Source organism: Kitasatospora sp. SC0581 (genome assembly GCF_048159585.1).
In the GTDB taxonomy this organism is placed as follows: domain Bacteria; phylum Actinomycetota; class Actinomycetes; order Streptomycetales; family Streptomycetaceae; genus Kitasatospora.
The window spans coordinates 371041-392422 of the sequence record NZ_JBLRWA010000002.1; the positions used below are offsets into that span (position 1 = coordinate 371041).

Here is a 21382-nt window from a genome sequence, read left to right on the forward strand (position 1 = left end):
CGACTGTCCGACAGGGGAGCCCAGTGGTAGGGGGCGCTGCGGAGCGGAGCCGGGGAACCACGTTCCTCCGGGGTGAATCGGCGCCAGGTCGGCCGGTGGAACGGCCGTGAGGCGTCGTAGGGCATGCTTCCGGCCCGAACCCGTCAGCTCACCCGGTAGGCGGCCGTAGGAAGAAGGAGTCCGCCTTCGTGGCGTCCCATCGTCGTCCCAAGCCCGCCGGCCGCGCCCGGGTCTCGATCCTGACCGGCGTCGCCGCCGCAGCCGTCGTCCTCTCCGCGCAGGGTGCCCACGCGGACCCGCAGCCGACCAAGGAACAGGTCAAGGGGCAGGTCGACCAGCTCAACGAGCAGGCCGAGGTCGCGACCGAGAACTACAACGCCGCCCAGGCCAAGCAGCAGGACCTGGAGAAGCAGGTCTCCGGCCTGCAGGACCAGGTGGCCCGTCAGCAGGCCCAGGTCACCGAGCTCCAGGGCGGCCTCGCCGAGATCGCCGGCGAGCAGTACCGCAACGGGGGGATATCCCCCACCGTCCAGCTGATGTTCTCCTCCAGCCCGGACAGCTTCCTCAGCCAGGCCGACGCGCTGAACCAGGCCGGCAGCACCCAGAAGGGTCAGCTGAAGGAGCTCCAGGAGCAGCAGCGCAAGCTCGACCAGGACCGCAACGAGGCCCAGGGCAAGCTCGCCGAGCTGGAGTCGACCACCCAGCAGCTGAAGGCCTCCAAGGACGAGGTCCAGGGCAAGCTGAAGGCGGCCCAGGACCTGCTCAACACGCTGACCGAGCAGGACCGCCAGGCGCTGCGCCAGGCCGAGGAGAAGGCCGCCGCCGAGGCCAAGGCCAAGGCCGACGCCGCCCAGGCCCAGCAGCAGCAGGCCGACCGCGCCTCCCGCGACAACAGCCGCGGCAGCCTCTCGGCCCCCACGACCACCGCTCCGGTGAACGTGGCCCCCGGCAGCTCGCGCGGTGCCGCCGCGCTGTCCGCCGCCGCCTCCAAGATCGGCAGCCCGTATGTCTGGGGCGCCACCGGCCCGGGCTCCTTCGACTGCTCCGGTCTGATGGTCTGGGCGTACAACCAGGCCGGCGTGTCGCTGCCGCGCACCTCGCAGGCGCAGGCCTCGGCCGGCACCCGGCTCGGGACGGACCTCTCCAAGGCCCAGCCCGGCGACCTGCTGATCTTCTACACCGACGCCCACCACGTCGGCATCTACGCCGGCAACGGCCAGGTGCTGCACGCGCCCAAGCCGGGCGCGTCGGTGCGCTACGAGGCGGTCACCAACATGCCGCTGACCGGCATCGTGCGGGTCTGATCCCCGCTCGGACGTCTCCAGGCCCGGTCTCCCCCAGGGGAGGCCGGGCCTGCGGCTTTTCCGGCGGCTCGATCTGATGTCCGATTAGGGAGTGAATATTCGGGTTGGGAGGGGTTTGGACTCGCTTGCCCGGACTCGCTAACGTCTGCCACCGGACTCCCGCTCGACGGCCGCCCGTCCCGGTGCGGCGGCGGGGGCCGCGCCGCAGGATTGGAGCCGCTGCCGCCATGCCCGTGCACCGCCGTTCCCAACTGCTCACCCGGGCGCTGGTGCTGACCGCGGCCGCCGCCACCGCGTTGGGCGCGGCCACCGGAGGCAGCGCCCAGGCGGCCCCCGCCAGCCCCGACCCGGGCGACCGTCAGGACGTCAAGACGCAGGTCGAGCAGCTGTACGACGAGGCCGAGCAGGCGTCCGAGAGGTTCAACGCCGCGCAGGAGGCCCAGCGGCGGCTCCAGGGCGAGACCACGATCCTCCAGGGCGAGATCGCCCTCGCCCAGGACCAGCTCAACGGGCTGCGCGGCGACCTGGCGATGGTGGCCGGGGCCGAGTACCGCGGCGGCGGGATGACCCAGACCGCCCAGCTCATCCTCTCGCCCGACCCGGAGGGCTACCTGGCCCGCGCCCGCACCCAGGGCCAGGCCGCCGTGCGCCAGCAGGAGACCCTGCACGAGCTGATCACCCGCCAGCGCCGGCTCGACCAGCGCCGTACCGAGGCGGCCGACAAGCTCGCCGAGCTGGACCGGACCCGGCGTTCGCTCGCCGACAGCAAACAGCAGGTCCAGCAGCGGCTGGCCGGGGCGCAGAAGCTGCTGAACGGCCTGGGCGCCGTCGAGCGGGCCCGGCTGGCGGTCCAGGACGCCCGGGACGCCGAGCAGCGCGCCACCCGGGGCACCGACCGGCTGGACCTCGGTACCGCCCCGCCCGCCTCCGAGCGCGGGGCGGCCGCGCTGGCCGCCGCGGTGCGGATGATCGGCTCCCCGTACGTCTACGGGGCCACCGGCCCGCACGCGTTCGACTGCTCCGGTCTGATGTACTACAGCTGGCGGCAGGCCGGAGTGACCCTGCCGCGCACCTCGCAGGCCCAGGCGTACGCCGGGCAGCGGATCAGCCTGTCCGAAGCGCGACCGGGAGACCTGGTGATCTTCTACCGGGACATGCACCACGTCGGCATGTACGCCGGCGGCGGCGTGATCGTGCACGCCCCCCGCCCGGGCGCCAGGGTCCGCTACGAGAGCGTCACCGCCATGCCGGTCTCCGGGGTGGTCCGGCTCTGAGCGCCCCGTCGTCCGGCCCCGCCGGACCCGCCGCCATACGTCGCCCCCGCCGCGTGCTGTCCCGGCGGGGCGCGCTGCTGCTCGCGGCCGGCGGGCTGGCCCAGCTGTCGCTGCCGCCGGCCGCCCCGCCGGCGCCCGCGGGGCGGCCGGTGGACCGGCGCGCCGAGGTGGCCGCCGCGCTGGCGGAGCGGGCGCGCTCGGCCCCGCCCTGGGCCGGGCTGCCGGTGGCCGAGGCCGGGTACCGCAACCTGGTGCTCGGCGCCGCCGGCGGGGAGCGGGTGACCGCCGCCGCCGACCTGGCGGTGCGGATCGCCGGGTACGACGAGCACCCGGTGGTGTACCCGCGCCGGATCGGGCTGGTACGGGCCGGGGACGGCTGGCGGGTCGAGCGCGAGGAGAGCGCGTCCGGGCCGCCCGCGCCGTGGGACTTCGGGCCGCTCCGGTCCTCGCCGGGCGCGCACTGCCTGGTGGTCGGGCCGGCCGCGGGACCCGACCAGGCCGAGCTGGTCGCGGTGGGGGACCGGGCGGTGCCCGCCGTCACCGAGGTCTGGGGCGGTGCCTGGCCGGAGCGGCTGCTGCTGGAGCGGCCGGCCACCGAGGAGCAGTTCGCCCGGCTGCTGGAGGGCGACCCGGCCGGCTGGACGGGCATGGCGGCGGTCACCGTGGCCGCCCCCGGCGCGCCCTGGCACACCCCGGCGGACCGGGTGCTGGTCAACCCGGAGGCGTACGGGCGGCTCAGCGGCTTCGGCCGCCAGGTGGTGGTCACCCACGAGGCCACCCACGTCGCGACCAGGGCCGACACCCGGGCCTGGACCCCGCTGTGGCTCTCCGAGGGCGTCGCCGACTGGACGGCGTACCGGGACTCGGGCCGCGGCCCGCAGCAGATCGCGCCCGAGCTGGCCCGGGACGTGGCCGCCGGGAAGCTGCCCGCCGCGCTGCCCGCCGACCGGGACTTCGCCGCCGGGGCCACCGGCATCGCCCAGGCCTACGAGCAGTCCTGGCTGGCCTGCGAGCTGATCGGCCGCACCCACGGGCCGCAGCGGCTGGTCGCCTTCTACCGGGCGATCGGCGCGGCCGACGGGCAGGGCGAGGAGCGGGAGCGCCGCACCGACCGGCTGATGCGCCGCGAACTGGGCGTCGGCCTGGCGGAGTTCACCCGGCTCTGGCTGGAGCAGGTGGCGGCGCTGAAGGGTTGACCGGCCGGGGAGGGCAGGTCAGCGGCGCTGTTCGGCCGGGGTGCCCGGGTGGTCGATGCCGTCCAGCAGGTCCTGCTCGTAGGCGATGCCCGGGCGCACCGGGTAGCCGGCGGACGGCAGCGCGGCGGGCTCGCGGTCCAGCACCACGGTCGGCGGCAGCGGCGCCTCGCCGCGGGTGGAGCGCCAGAGCCGCACGCAGGAGAGCACGGCGGCGGCCAGCAGCAGCAGGTTGCGTGCGGCCAGGACGGCGACCGCCGCCGGCTCGCTGGCCAGGACCTGGGTGAACATGGTCGGGAACTCGACCAGGGTCAGCGGGCAGGCGAGCAGGATCAGCACCGCCACCGGCCGCTGGCTGCTGTTGCGCACGGTCAGGCAGACCGCCGCGACGCCGACCAGCCAGACCAGGTACTGCGGGCTGATCACCCGGCTGGTCACCACGAAGATCAGCAGCGCGCACAGCGCGGCGTCGTACATGGTGGCCGCGCTGCGGCGCTTGGAGGTGTAGCGCCACAGCAGCAGCCAGGCGAAGCCCAGCAGGGTGCCGGCCAGCATGACCTTGCTGATCACGTCGACCCACGGCCCGAGCATCTCGGGGGAGCCGTAGTTCATGGTGACCTTGCCGTCCCAGGCGTCGGCGATCCGGGCGAAGTGCAGCGGCAGCGCGCCGAGCGACTCCACCTCGATGCCGCGGTCCTTCTGGAACGCCAGGAACTCGAAGGCGCCGTTCATCCCGGCCGTCAGCAGGAAGCCGATCGAGACGGCGGTGGCCGCCGCCAGCGTCCAGGAACGGCGGGTGCGGCGGCCCGACGGGGTGCCGATCAGGCCGATCAGCGGCCAGATCTTGACGATGCCGCCCAGGCCCAGCAGCAGCCCGCCGACCGCCGGGCGGCGGATCAGCGCCAGCAGGCCGGCCAGGGCGACCGCGGTGACGATGACGTCGAAGCGGTTGTAGATCATCGGGCCGAGCAGCGGGACGCCCACCACCCACATCCAGGCGCCGGTCAGCGCCCGGCCCCGGCGCAGGCCGGTGCGCACCAGCAGCGCGGCCGCGGCGGCGTCGGCGATCCCGCAGATCACCCAGAACGAGACCAGGTACGACCAGGGCAGCAGGCCCGGCAGCAGGATCACCAGGGCGGCGCCCGGCGGGTACTGCCAGGTCACGTCGTCGAACGGGAAGGTGCCGGTCTGGAGCACGCCGTACCAGGCGTGGTAGATCATCCAGACGTCCGCCGTGACGTCGCCGCCGGGCGCCTTCAGCACACCCGTCGCCAGCAGCACCAGCAGGGCGCGGGTGGCGACCCAGGTCGCGCCGAGCGCGGCGAGCGCCCCGAGCGGGCGGCCGAGGCGGCCGCGCGAAGAACCGGGCTCGGTGGCCGGGGCCAATTCCACTGCGCTCCCTCGTTCGTCTCGGACGTCCCCACCGGAGGCGTCGTACCGACGGACGCCCGGGCCGCGTGCTGGACGACGGCCTAGGTACTAGGACTGACCCGGGGGTCAAACGGTTGCCGTGCGCGGTTCCGTTCCCGGCGGGTCATGGTGTTGACCTATCGTACGGATCACCCAGCGGTACACCGCGCACCCCCCGACCGAGCGAGCCGTGGCCTGATGCACAGAACCTTGATCGTCACCAACGACTTCCCGCCCCGCCCCGGTGGCATCCAGGCCTTCGTGCACAACATGGCCGTGCGTCAGCCCGCAGGCAGTGTCGTGGTCTACGCCTCGACCTGGCGGGACGGCACCGAGGTGGCCCGGTTCGACGCCGAGCAGCCGTTCCCGGTGATCCGGGACCGGACGAAGGTGATGGTTCCCACACCGCGGGTCACCCGGCGGGCCGCCGAGATCCTGCGCGCGGAGAAGTGCGACTCGGTCTGGTTCGGCGCCGCCGCCCCGCTCGGGCTGATGGCGCCCGCGCTGCGCCGGGCCGGCGCCGGGCGGCTGCTCGGCATGACCCACGGGCACGAGGCCGCCTGGGCCCAGCTGCCGGTCTCCCGGCAGCTGCTGCGCCGGATCGGCGCGGGCACCGACGTGCTGACCTACCTGGGCGAGTACACCCGCTCCCGGATCGCCGCCGCGGTCGGGCCGCAGGCCGCGGCCCGGATGGTCCAGCTGCCGCCGGGCGTGGACGAGACGACCTTCCACCCGGGCTCCGGGGGCGCCGAGGTGCGCCGCCGGCTCGGGCTGGCGGACCGGCCGGTGGTGGTCTGCGTCTCCCGGCTGGTGCCCCGCAAGGGCCAGGACACCCTGATCGAGGCGATGCCGCAGATCCTCGCCGACGTGCCGGACGCGGTGCTGCTGATCGTCGGCGGCGGCCCGTACCGGGCGGACCTGGAGAAGCTCGCGGACGCCACGGGCGTCCGGGACTCGGTGCGGTTCACCGGCTCGGTGCCGTGGGAGGAGCTGCCCGCCCACTACGGGGCCGGGGACGTCTTCGCGATGCCGTGCCGCACCCGGCGCGGGGGGCTGGACGTCGAGGGCCTGGGCATCGTCTACCTGGAGGCCTCGGCGACCGGCCTGCCGGTGGTCGCGGGGGACTCCGGCGGCGCGCCGGACGCGGTGCTGGAGGGCGAGACCGGGTACGTGGTGCCCGGCGGCTCGGCCCCGGCGGCGGCCGAGCGGATCGTACGGCTGCTGCGCGACGAGGAGCTGCGGCGGCGGATGGGCGAGGCCGGGCGGCGCTGGGTGGAGCGCTCCTGGCGCTGGGACCTGCTGGCCGGGCGGCTGACCTCGCTGCTGGCCGGCTGACGCGGGTACGCCGAAGGGCCCCGGGGAGTCCCCCCGGGGCCCTTCGGCGTACCGGTGCGGCCCTACTTCCGGTACAGGGCCTCGATCTCGGCGGCGTAGTCCTTCAGCACGACGTTGCGCTTGAGCTTGAGCGAGGGCGTCAGGTGGCCGCTCTCCTCGGAGAACTCGGTGTCCAGCAGGCGGAACTTCTTGACCGCCTCGGCGTGCGAGACGGCCGCGTTGCCGTCGTCCACCGCGCTCTGGAGGGCGGCCAGCAGGTCCGGGTCGGCGGCGAGGTCGGCGACGGTGGCGTCGGCGGGCTTGCCGTTGAGCTCCTTCCACTTCGGGAAGAAGTCCGGGTCGACGGTGATCAGGCAGGCGATGAAGGGCTTGCGGTCGCCGACCACCATGACCTCGCCGACCAGGGCGTGGGCCCGGATCCGGTCCTCGATCACGGCCGGGGCGACGTTCTTGCCGCCGGCCGTGACGATGATCTCCTTCTTGCGGCCGGTGATCGTCAGGTAGCCCTCGGAGTCCAGCGAGCCGAGGTCCCCGGTGGCGAACCAGCCGTCCTTGAAGGCGTCCGCGGTGGCCTGCGGGTTGTTCCAGTAGCCGGTGGAGATGTGCGGGCCCTTGAGGAGGACCTCGCCGTCCTCGGCGATCCGGACGGAGCAGCCGGGCGTCGGCTGGCCGACCGTGCCGATCTTCGGTTTGGCGCACTCGTTGAAGGCGGTGGCGGCGCAGGTCTCCGTCAGGCCGTAGCCCTCCAGGACGGTGAAGCCGATGCCGCGGTAGAAGTGGCCCAGGCGCTCGCCGAGCGGGGCGCCGCCGGAGATGGCGTGGGTGGCCCGGCCGCCGAGCGCGGCGCGCAGCTTGCTGTAGACGAGCTTGTCGAAGACGGCGTGCTTGAGCCGCAGGACCAGGCCCGCGCCGCCCGCGTCCAGCGCCCGGCTGTAGGCGATCGCGGTGTCGGCGGCCTTGTCGAAGATCTTGCCCTTGCCGTCGGCCTGGGCCTTGGCGCGGGCGGTGTTGTAGACCTTCTCGAACACTCTGGGCACGCCCAGGATCAGGGTCGGCTTGAAGGAGGCCAGCTCGGCGGTGACGTTCCGGACGTCGGAGACGTGGCCGAGCTTGATCGGCGCCATGATCGGGGCGATCTCGACGATCCGGGCGAACACGTGGGCCAGCGGCAGGAAGAGCAGCACGGAGCTCTCGCCGGTGTGGAACAGCGGGGCCAGGCGCTCGACCACGTTGCCGCACTCGGCCAGGAAGTTGCCGTGGGTCAGCTGGCAGCCCTTCGGGCGGCCGGTGGTGCCCGAGGTGTAGACGATGGTGGCGATGTCGTCGGGGCCGGCGGTCCGGCGGCGCTCGTGGACGGTCGCGTCCGGGACGTCCTGCCCGGCGGTGGCCAGCGCGGCGATCGCCCCGCCGTCGATCTGCCAGGTGTGCTCCAGCCCGGGCAGCCGGTCGCGGACCTCGGCGACCACCCCGACGTGCTGGTCGGTCTCGGTGATCACGGCGACCGCGCCGGAGTCGCCGAGGATCCACTCGACCTGCTCGGCGGAGGAGGTCTCGTACACCGGCACGACGATCGCGCCGGCCGTCCAGATCGCGAAGTCCAGCAGCGTCCACTCGTAGCGGGTGCGGGACATGACGGCCACCCGGTCGCCGGGCTCGATGCCCGCGGCGATCAGGCCCTTCGCGGCGGCGTGCACCTCGGCCAGGAATTGGACCGACGTCAACTCCTGCCAGTGGCCGTCCACCTTGCGGCTGAGCACGGCGACGTCCGGGTGCTCCTCGGCGTTCCGGTGCACCGGGTCGGCGAGGTTGCCGCCGCTCGGTACCTGGTAGAGGGCCGGAAGGCTGAAGTCGAGCAAGACTGCTCCTCGTTCGCGACGCTGCGGGACGGCAGGACGTTACTGCCCGGTAGGCAGCTTCGACCAGGGGGGTCGGCTCCGGTGTTCGAAGTGTCACACCCGGCCGGGTCCGACCTGGCCGTGACCGGGTCGTTCGAATGGCACCCTACGACAGCGCAGGGCGACCGGCCGGTAACATGCCCGGCCGTCCGGCGCCCGCCCGCACCTCGGCCGCCCCGCGCCGCCGCGCCGCCCACCGGGCGCGATAGCCTGCTCCGGGCGGACCGGGCCGAGCGCGCCCCGGCCGGACCGGCAGGCAGATGGACGAGGCGGAGGGCCATTCCATGGCGGAGCACACCAGGTCGAGCATCACCATCGACGCGACCCCGGCCACGGTCATGGCGGTGATCGCCGACTTCGCCGCCTACCCGGCCTGGACCGGCGAGGTCAAGGAGATCGAGGTCCTCGGCACCGGCGAGGACGGCCGCGCCGCCGAGGTCCGGCTGCTGCTCGACGCCGGCGCCATCCGCGACGAGCACGTCCTCGCCTACACCTGGGACGGCGACCGCGAGGTCTCCTGGACCCTCGTCCGCAGCCAGATGCTCCGCTCGCTGGACGGCTCCTACACCCTCGCCCCGCTCGCCGGCGGCCGCACCGAGGTGACCTACCAGCTCGCCGTGGACGTCAAGATCCCGATGCTCGGCATGATCAAGCGCAAGGCCGAGAAGGTCATCATCGACCGCGCCCTGGCCGGTCTGAAGAAGCGCGTCGAAGGCTGACACGACCGAACGGGGGCCGGACGGCATGACGGCGACACGCACCATCCTGGTCAGCGGCGACGCTGGCGCACCCACGGTGGCCGCCGCCACCGCCCTGCACGCCGCCCGGCGCGGCCACCGCACCTGGCTGCTGGCCGCCGACGACCCGCACCGTGCCCTGGACTCCGCCCTCGGCACCCGGCTGGAGCCCGAACCGCTCCACCACGCACCGGGCCTGACCGTCTCCCGGATCGACGAGCAGGCCGCCTTCCGCTACGCCGTCGGCGCGCTCACCGGCCGGCTCAAGCCCGCCCTCGACCTGCTCGGCGCCGAACAGCTCGACCCCGAGGAGCTCACCGCCCTCCCCGGCATCGCCCGGCTCGCCCTGCTGCGCGCCCTGCCCGCCGCCGACCAGGACGTCCTGGTCGTGCTCGCCCCGCCGCCCGCCGAGCTGATCGCCGCCCTCGCCCTGCCCGAACAGCTCGCCCGCTACCTGGACCGGCTCGTCCCCGAGCAGCGGCAGGCCGCCCGGGCGCTGCGCCCGCTGCTGGCCGGGCTGGCCGGCGTCCCGATGCCCGCCGACTGGCTGTACGAGGGGCGTACCAAGGCCGCCGCGGCACTGGCCGAGTCCCGCGCCGCGCTCACCGACCCCGGCACCAGCGTCCGGCTGGTCGTCCGGGCGGACGGCCACCCGTACACGGAGCTGCGCCGGATCCGGGCCGGGCTCGCCCTGCACGGGCACCGGCCGGACGCCGTGGTGGTGCACGGCGCGCTGCCCGCGGCCGCCGCCTCCTCGCCCGACCCGTGGCTGGCCGCCCTGGCCCGCCGCCGGCAGGAGGAGCTGACCGGGCTCGCCGCCGAGACCGACGCCCCGGTGCTGGTCGCCGGCCTGGACGACGCCACCCTGGAGGCCGTCGCCGACCGGCTCTACGGCGACGGGGACGGGCCCGAGCGGCTCGCCCCCGAGCCCTGGCCGGTCGAGGACCGGCTCGCCGAGGAGGGCCTGCTGGTCTGGCACCTCGACCTGCCCGGCGCCGACCGCTCCGAGCTGGACCTGGTCCGCCGGGGCGACGACCTGGTCGTCGGGGTCGGCACCCACCGCCGGGTGCTCACCCTGCCGTCCGCGCTGCGCCGCTGCACGGTGGCCGGGGCGGGGCTGCACGACGGCGTGCTCTCGGTGCGGTTCGCGCCGGACCCGGCGCTCTGGCCCCGGGGCTGACGGGGGTTCGGCGGGGGGACCGGCCGGATTCGGTCAGGGCTCTGGCGGGCCCTGGGCCGGGTTCGGCGGCTTTCCGGGCGGCCCGGCCGGTCGGGTAGCGTCGGGCCGGAGGGCCGCGGGGTGCGGCCACGGCTGAGGAGGCGCCCGCGATGACCAGCACCGACGACCGCACCGAGCCCGGCGGCCGGCCGGACGGCGAGCAGGGCGGCCAGGGGCACCCGTTCGGCCCGGAGCTGGGCCCGCTGGTGGACGAGGTGCGCCGGTTCGCCGGTGCGCTCGGCGACAAGGCCCAGGAGGCGAGCGCCACCACCCTGATCACCCTCTCCGGGCTGGCCGACAAGCTGCGCACCCAGCAGCCGGAGGTCTACTCCCACCTCGCCGCCGCCGGCACCGGGCTCGCCGCCGCGGGCAGTGAGCTGCTGGCCGCCTACCGCGCCGCCGTGGCCGGGCACGAGAGCCGCTGGACCGCCGGGCAGGGCGCGCCGACGGAGAAGATCGACCTCGACGGCGACGGCGACGGCGATGGCGGCCGTGACTCCGGCTTTGACGAGGCTGACGGGCCGTCCGCCAAGCAGTGAAACCGTGACTTCCGGAGGGTGATCGCGCTGCTCTCGTACGTCACGAAGAAGGAGATTAGATACGACTTTTGAAGCATCCCGGCCGCGTCGGCCCAGAGTTGTCTTCGGATAATGTATGCGAGGCTGTGTACGGGGGCCGGGTTGGGCGGTAGCGTTCCGTCCAGCGGAACGAGTGAATAGCTGAGGGACACATGGCTCTGACCATCGGCGTCGATGTCGGCGGGACCAAGATCGCGGCAGGCGTGGTCGACGAGGCGGGCGCGATCCTGGCCCGGACCAGGGTGCCCACCCCGGCCGACCCGCAGTGGGCGGTCGACGCCATCGCGCAGGCCGTGCGCGAGCTCAAGGAGGAGCACCCCGACGTCACCGCGGTGGGCGTCGGCGCCCCCGGCTTCGTCGACAGCAACCGCTCCACGGTGATCTTCGCCCCCAACATCGACTGGGAGAACGAGCCGCTGCGCGGGCGGGTCGAGGAGCTCACCGGCCTGTCCACCGTCGTCGAGAACGACGCCAACTGCGCGGCCTGGGCCGAGTTCCGCTTCGGCGCGGCCGCCGACCACCAGGACATGGTGCTGATCACCGTTGGCACCGGCATCGGCGGCGGCATCGTCCTGGACGGCCGGCTGCACCGCGGCCGCTTCGGCGTGGCCGGCGAGATCGGCCACCTCAACATGGTCCCCGACGGCCTGGCCTGCGGCTGCGGCGGCAAGGGCTGCTGGGAGCAGTACGGCTCCGGGCGCGCGCTGCGCCGCTACGGCCGGGAGAAGGCCGCCGCCGACCCGCGGCGCGGCCACCGGATGCTGGAGCTCAACGACGGCGTGGCCGAGACCATCCGCGGCATCCACATCACCCAGGCCGCCGAGGAGGGCGACCCGCTCGCCCTGGAGTGCTACGCCGAGCTGTCCGACTGGCTGGGCCGCGGCATGGCCGACCTCGCCGCGCTGTTCGACCCGGCCGTCTTCGTGCTCGGCGGCGGCGTCTCCGACTCCGGCCGACTGCTGCTCGACCCGGTCGCCAAGGCCTTCGAGCACTACCTGACCGGCGGGGTGCACCGGCCGCGCGCCGAGGTCGTGCTGGCCTCGATGGGCTCCGCCGCCGGCATCGTCGGCGCGGCGGACCTCGCCCGCGTCCCGTAACCGCCGTACCCCTTCGAGCCCGCCGGCGGCGGTGCGACCGGGCCCCGACCGCTCCCGGACGCGCCGCCGCCGTCGCACGTCCCGGCCCGGCCGCGTACGGTCGGAGCGTTCCGGTGACCGCCCAGGGGAGGACCATGAGCGCCGTGACCACGACCGCCGCCGAGGCCGGGCCCGGCGCCGCGACCGCCGTATGGGCCGAGCCGCTGCCGCCGCCCGGCCCGGGCCGGCTGCGCCTGCTCAGCTACAACATCCGCTCGCTGCGCGACGACCGGCGGGCGCTGGCCCGGGTGATCCGGGCCTGCGAGCCCGACCTGGTCTGCGTCCAGGAGTCCCCGCGCTACTGGCGGCCCGAGGGCCAGGCCGCCTGGCTGGCCCGGAGCACCGGGACGGCCGTCCTGGCCGGCGGCGGCCGCACCGCCGCCGGTCCGCTGCTGCTCGGCCGGCCCGGCGCGGTGGAGCTGCTGGGGGTGCACGACCGGCTGCTGCCCAAGACCCGCGGCCTGCACGCCCGGGGCTTCGCCGGCGCGCTGCTGCGGCTGCCCGGCACGGCGCCGTTCACCGTCACCAGCTGCCACCTCAGCCTGGACCAGGAGGAGCGGTACGGGCAGTTCGAGCTGCTGCTCGACCAGCTCGGGATCACCGAACTCGGCATCGTGGCAGGGGACTTCAACGAGCACCCGGACGGGCCGGGCTGGCGGCTGCTGGCCTCCCGGCTCCAGGACGGGTACCCGACCGCGCCCTGGGGAGGCGAGTTCACCTCCGTGCCGGAGCGCCCCTACCAGCGGATCGACGCCGTCTTCGCCACACCCGGGATCACCGTCCTCGGCTGCGGGGTGCCGCACGGGCTGCCCGGTGTCACCGAGGCCGACCTGCGGGCCGCGACCGACCACCTGCCGGTGCTCGCCGTCCTCGAACTGCCGCCCGGCCGACCGGACGGCGCGACGGGCGGCCGGACGGACGGTTAGACCACGGCGCCGTGGTCCGGGTCCTCCGGCTCGTCCTCGTCGCGGTCCTTCATCCGCGCGACCAGGGTGACGAAGCCGCCGAGGAAGGCGGTGATCCCGACCCAGGCGGGCCAGCCGGAGATCTCCCGCCAGACCACCGCGTCGACCAGCAGCAGCGCCGGGCCGCCGAGCACCGCCAGCCAGGCGAACTTGGCGGTCACGTCGGCGGGCGGCAGCGGCGGGGGCTCCGGCGGGACGAAGTGGCCCTCGTCGGTCTCCTCGGCCAGCTCGAAGTCGCGCGGGCCCGCGCCGCCCGCCGGCATCACCGGCCGGCCGGAGCGGGGGCGGGGCTGGGGGGCGAGGTCGGAGAGGTCGTCCTGGTCGCCGCGACCGCCGGGGCCGCCCTCCTTGTGGCCGCCCTTGAGCTCGTTCTGCGCCCGGAGGTTCTCGACCTCGGGCCAGTTCGGGTTGTTGAGGTCGACCGGGTCGTCGAACTGGGCCACCAGGGCGGCGAAGATCGCGTCCTGCTCGGCCTGGCTGCGCTCGGGCGCGCGGCGCGGGCGGCGTTCGGCGGCCTCCCCCGGGGCGCCCTCGGCGGTGTTCCCGGCGGAGCCCCCGGCGACGTCCTGGACGGGCGGGGGCGTCGGGGTGCCGTCCGGGCCGGTACGGTCCGTCGGCGCACCGCCCGGGGCGGCGGCGTTCGTCCCGCCGTCCTTGGTCGCGCCGTCCTCGCGGGGAGTCTCGTCCCCGCCGCCCGCCGTGCTGCTCTCGTGCACTTCCGGCCCTTCAGCCATGGTGATCGTCGGATTCGACCCGGGTGACGCCCGCCGCGTGCGCGGGAGCCAGCCGTCGGATGAAGTCCTGGCCGGCCGCGAATATTTCCGCCGCGTCGTGGTCCAGCGTCGCGACGTGGAAGCTGCGCTGGCACAGCCGCTCCGTCACGTCCGTCGAGGATATCCGGGCCAGCACCAGTTCCGAGTTGGCCGGCGAGACGACGTGGTCCTGCGGGCTGTGGAACAGCAGCACCGGCTGGGTCACCTCCGGCAGCAGCCGCTGGACCTCCCGCCACAGCAGGCTCAGCGACCAGGCGGCGTGCAGCGGGGTGCGGTCGTAGCCGACCTCGGTCACGCCGGCCCGGGCGATGTCATCGGCGACCCCGGGCAGGCTGGGGACCAGGTGGCGCAGCACCGGCAGCAGCGCGCTCGCGGGGGTGTCCGAGCGCACCGACGGGTTGACCAGCACCAGGCCGGAGACCGTCGGCCCGTGCAGCGCCGCGAGCCGCAGCGCCAGCGCGCCGCCCATCGACAGCGCGCAGACGAAGACCTGCTCGCACTCCTCGGCGAGCGCCAGCAGCTCCCGCTCGACCTCGGCGTACCAGTCCTCCCAGCGGGTGAGCTGCATGTCCTGCCAGCGGGTGCCGTGCCCGGGCAGCAGCGGCAGCGACACGGTGTGACCGGCCGCCGCCAGCTCGTCGGCCCACGGCCGCAGCGACTGCGGCGAGCCGGTGAAGCCGTGGCAGAGCAGCACCCCCACCGGTCCGCCGCGGTGGCGGTACGGCTCGGCACCGGGCAGCAACGGCATGGCGGACTCCTTCGCGGGCGGGTGGCGCTGGGGGAGGGGACGCTGGAGGGGAGGTGCTGCGAATTCGCATCGTCCCACGCTCCGCGCCGGGTCGTACACCCCCTACGAGCAGGCCGGGTACGGCCGCTACGGCGGGGCCGGGCACAGCGGGCGGCCGCGGGGCATTAGGATCGACCGGTCCGCATAACAGGAGGCCCGGGTTGTTCTACCGACTGATGAAGATGATCGTCGCGCCACTGCTTCGGATCTTCTTCCGGCCCTGGATCGAGGGCGAGGAGAACATCCCCACCGAGGGTGCGGCGATCATCGCGAGCAACCACCTGTCCTTCTCGGACTCGTTCTTCTTCCCCGCGCTGATCAAGCGCCGGGTCACCTTCATCGCGAAGGCCGAGTACTTCAACACCCCGGGCCTCAAGGGCCGGTTGACCGCCGCGTTCTTCAAGGGCGTCGGCCAGCTGCCGGTGGACCGCTCGGGCGTGCGCGGCGCCGGCGAGGCCGCGATCCGCAGCGCCATCGCGGTGCTGGAGGAGGGCGAGCTGTTCGGCGTCTACCCCGAGGGCACCCGTTCGCCCGACGGCAAGCTGTACCGCGGCAAGGTCGGCGGCCTGGCCCGCGTCGCGCTGGCCACCGGCGCCCCGGTGATCCCGGTCGCCATGATCGACACCGAGAAGGTGCAGCCGCCCGGCCAGGTGGTCCCCAACTTCGGCATCCGCCCCGGCATCCGGATCGGCCGCCCGCTGGACTTCTCCCGCTACCACGGCATGGAGAACGACCGCTTCATCCTCCGTTCGGTGACGGACGAGGTGATGTACGAGATCATGCGGCTCTCCGGCCAGGAGTACGTGGACATCTACGCGACCGCCGCCAAGCGGCAGATCGCCGAGGACAAGAAGAAGGCCGACGCCGAGCGCCGGGCCGCCGCCAAGGCGGAGAAGGCGGAGGCGGCCGAGGCCGAGAAGGCGGAGAAGGCCGAGCGGGCCGCCGAGGCGGAGAAGGCGGCCGAGGCCGAGAAGTCCGCCGGGGCGGGCACCGCGGAGAAGCCGGAGAAGCCGGAGTAGGCGTCCGGGCGGCCGCTCCGAGCGGCCGCCCGGACAGGCCCGGGGAGGGGCGGGGCGGATGACGGACGACGGCGGCAGAGCCGGCGCGGTCGGCGGCACGGTGGCGGCCGGCGGCATGTCCGTCGAACTCCCGCTCTGGAAGGCGATCTCCTACTTCCGGGTGCTGGCCCTGTGCTACGCGCTGCTGCGGTACTTCAACTCGTACCTGCACTTCCTGCACCCGGTGGCCGGCTGGATCTTCCTCGGCGCGCTGACCCTGTGGACCCTGGCCAGCACCCGGGCCTTCGCCAACCCGCAGCGCTGCACCCGGTTCGTCCTGGGCACCGACCTCGCCCTCGCCGTCACCGGCATCGTGATGAGCGGCATGACCGACTCCCCGGCCCGGATCAGCCACGGCGCGCCCACCCTGCCGACCATCTGGGCGGCCGGCACGGTGCTGGGCTTCGCCGCGAAGGGCGGCTGGCGCCCGGCGGCGGCCTCGGGCTCGGTGATCGGCGTCGCCAACATCCTCGGCCACGGCGGGCCGACCGGCGACAACATCCACAACATCGTGCTGCTGATGGTGGCCGGCTGCGCGATCGGCTACGTGATCGAGCTGGCCCGGGCCAGCGAGGCCACCCTCACCCGGGCGCTCCAGGTCGAGGCGGCCACCCGGGAGCGCGAGCGGCTCTCCCGGGACATCCACGACGGCGTGCTCCAGGTGCTCGCCCTGGTCCAGCGGCGCGGCGCGGAGCTGAGCGGTACGGAGCCGGGCGGCGGGACGGGCTCCGGTACGGACTTCGCCGAGCTCGGCCGGCTGGCCGGTGAACAGGAGCGCGCGCTGCGGGCCCTGATGACGGGCGGTCCGCTGCCGGAGCAGCGCGCGCCGCGGTCCGACGCCGCCGAGCCGCCGGACCCGGACGCCCCGCGCGACCTCACCGCGCTGCTGCGCCCGTACGCGGACGAGCGGATCACGCTCTCCGCCCCCGGCACCCCGGTGCCGCTGCCCGGTGCGGCGGCGGGCGAGCTCGCGGCGGCGGTCGGCGCCGCCGTCGACAACGTGCGCAAGCACGCGGGGGAGCGGGCCCGGGCCTGGATCCTGGTCGAGGACGAGCCGGAGGCCGTCACGGTCAGCATCCGCGACGACGGCCCCGGCTTCGCCCCCGGCCGGCTCGGCGAGGCGGAGCAGGCCGGGCGGCTCGGCGTCTCCCAGTCCATCCGCGGCCGGCTGCTGGACCTCGGCGGCACGGCCGAGCTGTACTCGGCGCCCGGGGAGGGCGTCGAGGTCGAACTGCGCGTCCCGAGGAAGGCCACTCCATGACCGACCAGCCGATGACCGACCAGCCGACCGCCGACCGGCCGGTGCGGGTGATGGTGGTGGACGACCACCCGATGTGGCGGGACGCCGTCTCGCGCGACCTCGCCGAGGCCGGACTGGACGTGGTGGCCACCGCGGGCGACGGCGAGGAGGCCGTGCGCCGGGCCCGTGCCTGCACGCCGCAGGTGGTCGTGCTGGACCTCAACCTGCCCAGCCTGTCCGGCGCGGAGGTGTGCCGCCAGGTTGTCGCGCACGACCCGGCGGTCCGGGTGCTGGTGCTGTCGGCCAGCGGCGAGCACCAGGACGTGCTGGAGGCGGTGAAGTCCGGCGCGACCGGCTACCTGGTGAAGTCGGCCGGGCGGGAGGAGCTGCTGGACGCGGTGCGCCGCACGGCCGTCGGCGACGCGGTGTTCACCCCGGGCCTGGCCGGGCTGGTGCTCGGCGAGTTCCGCCGGCTGGCCGCCGAGCCGGCCCCGGCCTCGGCGCCGGCCGCCCCGCAGCTGACCGCCCGGGAGACGGAGGTGCTCCGGCTGGTGGCCAAGGGACTGTCGTACCGGCAGATAGCCGACCGGCTGGTGCTGTCGCACCGGACGGTGCAGAACCACGTGCAGAACACGCTCGGGAAGCTGCAGCTGCACAACCGGGTGGAGCTGGTCCGGTACGCCATCGAGCAGGGCCTGGACGACGAGATCTGAGCGCCGCCCGGCCTGCTCCACGGCGCCGCCGGCTCAGCGCAGCGCGGCCGTCGCCTCGCGCAGCAGGCCCGCCACGATGCCGACCCCGTCACGGGTGAGCACCGACTCCGGGTGGAACTGGAGCCCCGCGAAGCCGTGCCCGCGCAGCGCGTGCACGTCGCCGGTGGCGGCGTCCCGGGAGACCTCGACGCCCTCGCCGAGGAGCCGCGCCGCGTCGGCCTCCGAGCAGCGCGCGGTGAAGGTGTTGTAGAAGCCGACCGTGCGCTTGGCGCCGAACAGGTCGATGCGCTCCTGCGCCCCCTGGTACGGGACGGCCTTGCGGCCCAGCGGGAGCCCGAGTTCGGCGGCCAGCAGCTGGTGGCTCAGGCAGACCGCGAGCAGCGGCGAGGTGCGGGCGCCGGAGCGGACGGCGGCCAGCGCGTCCGCGACGATCGGCCGCAGCAGCACCATCTTGGGGTCGTCGGCGAGCGCCGGGTCGCCCGGGCCGGGGCCGAGCACCAGCGCGCCCCGGTGCGCCGCGACCCGCTCGCGCAGCCCCGGCTCGTCGTAGCGGGCCACCGTCACCCGGTGGCCGAGCGAGCCGAGCAGGTGGGAGAGCATCGAGGTGAAGGTGTCCTCGCCGTCCACGACCAGGGTCGGCTCGGCCTCGGTGATCTCGGCCGGCTGCTGCATCCGCAGCCAGAACGGCGCGAGGTCGGCCCGGCGGGAGTCCAGGGCGGCCTGCACCCGGTGGTCGTCGGCGAGCCGGGGCCCGGTCGGGTGGGGCAGCCGGGTGGGCGCGGGCCGGGCGCCGATCGCGGTGAGCACGCCGGCGGCCTTGGCGTGGGTCTCGGCGACCTCGGACTCCGGGACGGAGTGGCGCACCAGGGTGGCGCCGACCCGGACGACCAGTCGGCCGGTGGCCGGGTCGATGTCGGCGGTGCGGATGCAGATCGGCGAGTCCAGCAGCTGCCCGCCGCTGGCGGCGCGGCCGATCAGGGCGAGCGCGCCGGAGTAGTAGCCGCGTCCGGTGGGCTCGTAGCGCTTGATCACCCGGGTGGCGTTCTCGACCGGGCTGCCCGTGACGGTGGCCGCGAACATCGTCTCGCGGAGCACGTCGCGGACGTCCAGCGAGGTGCGCCCGCGCAGCTCGTACTCGGTGTGGGCGAGGTGGGCCATCTCCTTGAGCCGGGGCCCGAGCACCTGGCCGCCGAGGTCGCCGACCGTGCACATCATCTTGAGCTCCTCGTCCACGACCATGGTGAGCTCCTCCAACTCCTTGGGGTCGTGCAGGAACTGGAGTAGCGAGTCGAGGTCGGAGCCGCCGGCCGGGTAGCGGTAGGTGCCGGAGATCGGGTTCATCACGACGGTGCCGCCGCTCTGCCGGACGTGCACCTCGGGGGAGGCGCCGACCAGGACCCGGTCGCCGGTGTGCACCAGGAAGGTCCAGTACGCGCCGCGCTCCTGCTCCAGCAGCCGCCGGAAGAGCGTCAGCGCGAGCTCGGGGGAGAAGTCCTCCATCGTCGCGTGGAAGTCGCGCCGGATGACGAAGTTGGCGCCCTCGCCGTTCCCGATCTCGTCCTGGATCACCCGGCGGACGATCGCGGCGTACGCGTCGTCGTCCACATCGAACCCGCCACCGGCAAGTGAGACCGGCAACTTCGGTAGGGCGTAGGTGAATTCGGCCAACGGCAGGGCGTGCTGCTCGGTCACCGAGAGGGCCTGGAGCGGGGTGTCGTCGTCGTGCGCCTCGAAGCCGCGCTCGCGGATCTGGCGGTACGGGACGAGTGCGAGCAGGTCGTGCACCGGGCCGCCGCCGGCCGGTGGGCCGCTGCGTACGGGCAGGTCGGCGAGGTGCTCGTAGCTGTCGACGGTGCCCAGCAGCACCTCGACGGTGTCCGGGCTGAGCCGGGGCGTGCGGCGGTGCAGCAGGGCGAACGCGGGGGCATCGGGGCCGGTGAGACGGGCGAGCAGGTCGACAGCGGTGGTCACGGGAACGGCTTCCTTCCGGGTGGACTGGTGAGAGGCGGTGCAAGGTCCGCTCCCGGAGGGCCGTCTGCTCAGACGCCGACGGCCGCCCCGAGGGGCGGCCGTCGTGTTCGTCTAGGAACGCGCCAGTTGTGGGCCACCCTGGGGGGAGGCCCACCACCAGGAGTGGCTGTGGGGCGCGTGCATGGTTCGAGACTAGCGGATGCGTCGGGGCGGGTGAGGGGCATCACGTCTTTGTCCGAGATGTGTCTCATTCCTCGGGCAATAGGCACGAGTCACTCCTGCCACCCCGTAGCCTTGGCGGTGTGACCGCTACGACTGAGACATCGAGGGCTGCCCACTCCTGGCAGTCCCTGCCCGCGGCGCAGCAGCCTGAATGGCCGGACCAAGAGGCTCTGCGCAAGACCCTTGCCGAGCTCGCGTCCTATCCGCCGCTCGTCTTCGCCGGCGAGTGCGACCAGCTGCGCGCCCGGCTCGGAGCCGTGGCGCGCGGGGAGGCCTTCCTCCTCCAGGGCGGTGACTGTGCCGAGGCCTTCGACGGCGTTTCGGCGGAGCACATCCGCAACAAGCTGAAGACGCTGCTCCAGATGGCCGCCGTACTGACGTACGCGGCCTCGGTGCCGGTGGTGAAGGTCGGCCGCATCGCCGGCCAGTACTCCAAGCCGCGCTCCAAGTCGACCGAGACCCGCGACGGCGTGACCCTGCCGGTCTACCGGGGCGACTCGGTGAACGGCTTCGAGTTCACCCCCGAGTCCCGCATCCCGAACCCCGAGCGCCTGAAGCGGATGTACAACGCGTCCGCCGCGACGCTCAACCTGGTGCGCGCCTTCACCACCGGTGGCTACGCGGACCTGCGCCAGGTGCACGCCTGGAACCAGGACTTCGTCCGCAACTCGCCGGCCGGCCAGCGCTACGAGCAGCTCGCCCGGGAGATCGACAACGCCCTGGCGTTCATGAGCGCCTGCGGCGTGGTGCCGGAGGAGTTCAAGGCGGTCGAGTTCTTCTCCTCGCACGAGGCGCTGGTCCTGGACTACGAGACCGCGCTGACCCGCGTGGACTCGCGCACCGGCGAGCTGTACGACGTCTCCGGCCACATGGTGTGGATCGGCGAGCGCACCCGGCAGCTGGACCACGCGCACATCGAGTTCGCCTCGAAGATCCGCAACCCGATCGGCGTCAAGCTCGGCCCGACCACCTCGGTCGACGACGCGCTCGCCCTGATCGAGAAGCTGGACCCGGAGCGCGAGCCCGGCCGCCTGACCTTCATCACCCGGATGGGCGCGGGCAAGATCCGCGAGCACCTGCCCACCCTGGTGGAGAAGGTCACCGCCTCCGGCGCCCGGCCGGTGTGGATCTGCGACCCGATGCACGGCAACACCTTCGAGGCCTCCAGCGGGCACAAGACCCGCCGCTTCGACGACGTCCTGGACGAGGTCAAGGGCTTCTTCGAGGTGCACCGCGCGCTCGGCACCCACCCGGGCGGCATCCACGTGGAGCTGACCGGCGACGACGTCACCGAGTGCGTCGGCGGCGGCGACGAGGTCCTGGTGGACGACCTGCACCAGCGCTACGAGACGGCCTGCGACCCGCGCCTCAACCGCAGCCAGTCGCTGGACCTGGCGTTCCTGGTGGCGGAGATGTACCGCGGCCAGTAGGCCCGGTGCCCGTCCGATGTGACGAAGGCCCCTCCGGATTCGGTGTCCCCGAGCCCGGAGGGGCTTTTTCGTACCCGTTTCGCCGGGTAAGGTAAGCCTCAGTGAACTAAGGCTGACCTTAGTCAAGATCCACTCCGCTTCA

The 21382-nt window shown here is 74.3% G+C and carries 18 protein-coding genes and 1 riboswitch; of the genes, 13 read left to right on the top strand and 5 right to left on the bottom strand.

The genetic code is table 11. The annotated features are described in order from the left end of the window. The first annotated feature begins 24 nt into the window (after window positions 1-24). Window positions 25-178: riboswitch (cyclic di-AMP (ydaO/yuaA leader) on the top strand. Window positions 179-188: 10 nt separating this feature from the next. The 3 genes from ACLWS4_RS04795 to ACLWS4_RS04805 all read left to right on the top strand — a co-directional run bounded on the left by ACLWS4_RS04795 (window position 189) and on the right by ACLWS4_RS04805 (window position 3774). After that, window positions 189-1304 carry an NlpC/P60 family protein gene (locus ACLWS4_RS04795; RefSeq protein ID WP_049651828.1) on the top strand — a complete coding sequence of 372 codons (1116 nt, stop codon included), beginning with the start codon at window positions 189-191 and terminating at the stop codon, window positions 1302-1304. 227 nt (window positions 1305-1531) lie between these two features. Further along, window positions 1532-2578: a C40 family peptidase gene (locus tag ACLWS4_RS04800; protein ID WP_049651827.1), complete on the top strand. Its 1047-nt coding sequence runs from the start codon at window positions 1532-1534 to the stop codon at window positions 2576-2578. Between the two features lie 53 nt (window positions 2579-2631). Further along, window positions 2632-3774: a hypothetical protein gene (locus ACLWS4_RS04805; RefSeq protein WP_416873435.1), complete on the top strand. Its 1143-nt coding sequence runs from the start codon at window positions 2632-2634 to the stop codon at window positions 3772-3774. Window positions 3775-3792: 18 nt separating this feature from the next. Here ACLWS4_RS04805 and ACLWS4_RS04810 read toward each other — a convergent pair whose 3' ends face one another. Beyond that, window positions 3793-5163: a glycosyltransferase 87 family protein gene (locus ACLWS4_RS04810; protein ID WP_079271759.1), complete on the bottom strand. Its 1371-nt coding sequence runs from the start codon at window positions 5161-5163 to the stop codon at window positions 3793-3795. Window positions 5164-5379: 216 nt separating this feature from the next. Here ACLWS4_RS04810 and ACLWS4_RS04815 point away from each other — a divergent pair, with 216 nt between their 5' ends. Then, window positions 5380-6516, top strand: coding sequence for a glycosyltransferase family 4 protein (locus ACLWS4_RS04815; protein WP_049657557.1), 1137 nt, complete (start codon window positions 5380-5382; stop codon window positions 6514-6516). Window positions 6517-6578: 62 nt separating this feature from the next. Here the strand turns inward: ACLWS4_RS04815 and ACLWS4_RS04820 are convergent, their stop codons facing one another. Next, window positions 6579-8372: an AMP-dependent synthetase/ligase gene (locus tag ACLWS4_RS04820; protein ID WP_117487455.1), complete on the bottom strand. Its 1794-nt coding sequence runs from the start codon at window positions 8370-8372 to the stop codon at window positions 6579-6581. 323 nt (window positions 8373-8695) lie between these two features. Between ACLWS4_RS04820 and ACLWS4_RS04825 the strand changes: the two genes are divergently transcribed. The 5 genes from ACLWS4_RS04825 (at window position 8696) to ACLWS4_RS04845 (ending at window position 13007) form a co-directional block, all read left to right on the top strand. Then, window positions 8696-9130: an SRPBCC family protein gene (locus ACLWS4_RS04825; RefSeq protein WP_049657553.1), complete on the top strand. Its 435-nt coding sequence runs from the start codon at window positions 8696-8698 to the stop codon at window positions 9128-9130. A gap of 25 nt (window positions 9131-9155) precedes the next feature. Further along, complete coding sequence (locus ACLWS4_RS04830; protein ID WP_074000897.1) at window positions 9156-10328, top strand: ArsA family ATPase; 1173 nt, start codon at window positions 9156-9158, stop codon at window positions 10326-10328. Window positions 10329-10477: 149 nt separating this feature from the next. After that, window positions 10478-10906: a DUF5304 family protein gene (locus ACLWS4_RS04835; protein ID WP_416873436.1), complete on the top strand. Its 429-nt coding sequence runs from the start codon at window positions 10478-10480 to the stop codon at window positions 10904-10906. Window positions 10907-11097: 191 nt separating this feature from the next. Further along, window positions 11098-12042, top strand: a complete 945-nt coding sequence (locus ACLWS4_RS04840) for an ROK family glucokinase (protein WP_416873437.1) — start codon at window positions 11098-11100, stop codon at window positions 12040-12042. A gap of 134 nt (window positions 12043-12176) precedes the next feature. Then, window positions 12177-13007, top strand: a complete 831-nt coding sequence (locus ACLWS4_RS04845; protein WP_416873438.1) for an endonuclease/exonuclease/phosphatase family protein — start codon at window positions 12177-12179, stop codon at window positions 13005-13007. On the opposite strand, the gene ACLWS4_RS04850 is transcribed toward ACLWS4_RS04845, so the two are convergent. Together ACLWS4_RS04850 and ACLWS4_RS04855 are read right to left on the bottom strand one after the other, a co-directional pair. Beyond that, window positions 13004-13762, bottom strand: a complete 759-nt coding sequence (locus tag ACLWS4_RS04850; protein WP_053112481.1) for a hypothetical protein — start codon at window positions 13760-13762, stop codon at window positions 13004-13006. The two genes, ACLWS4_RS04845 and ACLWS4_RS04850, sit on opposite strands and share 4 nt — an antisense overlap. Before the next feature lie 10 nt (window positions 13763-13772). Further along, the gene (locus ACLWS4_RS04855) at window positions 13773-14567 is read right to left on the bottom strand and encodes an alpha/beta hydrolase (protein ID WP_049659385.1); all 795 of its coding nucleotides are present in this window, start codon (window positions 14565-14567) and stop codon (window positions 13773-13775) included. A 200-nt stretch (window positions 14568-14767) separates the two neighbouring features. On the opposite strand from ACLWS4_RS04855, the gene ACLWS4_RS04860 reads away from it, so the two are divergent. From ACLWS4_RS04860 to ACLWS4_RS04870, 3 genes are read left to right on the top strand one after another with little or no spacing between them, the layout of a single operon-like run. Beyond that, window positions 14768-15625 (top strand): lysophospholipid acyltransferase family protein, encoded by an 858-nt coding sequence (locus ACLWS4_RS04860; protein WP_074000901.1) that lies wholly within the window; start codon window positions 14768-14770, stop codon window positions 15623-15625. 58 nt (window positions 15626-15683) lie between these two features. Then, the gene (gene macS / locus ACLWS4_RS04865) at window positions 15684-16925 is read left to right on the top strand and encodes a MacS family sensor histidine kinase (RefSeq protein WP_387819661.1); all 1242 of its coding nucleotides are present in this window, start codon (window positions 15684-15686) and stop codon (window positions 16923-16925) included. After that, window positions 16922-17617: a response regulator gene (locus tag ACLWS4_RS04870; RefSeq protein WP_369808377.1), complete on the top strand. Its 696-nt coding sequence runs from the start codon at window positions 16922-16924 to the stop codon at window positions 17615-17617. Before macS ends, ACLWS4_RS04870 begins: the two co-directional genes overlap by 4 nt. A gap of 33 nt (window positions 17618-17650) precedes the next feature. Here the strand turns inward: ACLWS4_RS04870 and ACLWS4_RS04875 are convergent, their stop codons facing one another. Next, window positions 17651-19588, bottom strand: coding sequence for an anthranilate synthase family protein (locus tag ACLWS4_RS04875; RefSeq protein ID WP_074000902.1), 1938 nt, complete (start codon window positions 19586-19588; stop codon window positions 17651-17653). Between the two features lie 302 nt (window positions 19589-19890). Between ACLWS4_RS04875 and ACLWS4_RS04880 the strand changes: the two genes are divergently transcribed. After that, window positions 19891-21240, top strand: a complete 1350-nt coding sequence (locus ACLWS4_RS04880) for a class II 3-deoxy-7-phosphoheptulonate synthase (protein ID WP_049655382.1) — start codon at window positions 19891-19893, stop codon at window positions 21238-21240. Window positions 21241-21382: the final 142 nt, after the last annotated feature.

Coding starts and splice junctions, on each gene's coding strand:
- ACLWS4_RS04845 (WP_416873438.1), top strand. CDS start 12,177: ATGAGCGCCGTGACCACGACCGCCGCCGAGGCCGGGCCCGGCGCCGCG.
- ACLWS4_RS04815 (WP_049657557.1), top strand. CDS start 5,380: ATGCACAGAACCTTGATCGTCACCAACGACTTCCCGCCCCGCCCCGGT.
- ACLWS4_RS04870 (WP_369808377.1), top strand. CDS start 16,922: ATGACCGACCAGCCGATGACCGACCAGCCGACCGCCGACCGGCCGGTG.
- ACLWS4_RS04825 (WP_049657553.1), top strand. CDS start 8,696: ATGGCGGAGCACACCAGGTCGAGCATCACCATCGACGCGACCCCGGCC.
- ACLWS4_RS04835 (WP_416873436.1), top strand. CDS start 10,478: ATGACCAGCACCGACGACCGCACCGAGCCCGGCGGCCGGCCGGACGGC.
- ACLWS4_RS04830 (WP_074000897.1), top strand. CDS start 9,156: ATGACGGCGACACGCACCATCCTGGTCAGCGGCGACGCTGGCGCACCC.
- ACLWS4_RS04855 (WP_049659385.1), bottom strand. CDS start 14,567: ATGCCGTTGCTGCCCGGTGCCGAGCCGTACCGCCACCGCGGCGGACCG.
- ACLWS4_RS04840 (WP_416873437.1), top strand. CDS start 11,098: ATGGCTCTGACCATCGGCGTCGATGTCGGCGGGACCAAGATCGCGGCA.
- ACLWS4_RS04800 (WP_049651827.1), top strand. CDS start 1,532: ATGCCCGTGCACCGCCGTTCCCAACTGCTCACCCGGGCGCTGGTGCTG.
- macS (WP_387819661.1), top strand. CDS start 15,684: ATGACGGACGACGGCGGCAGAGCCGGCGCGGTCGGCGGCACGGTGGCG.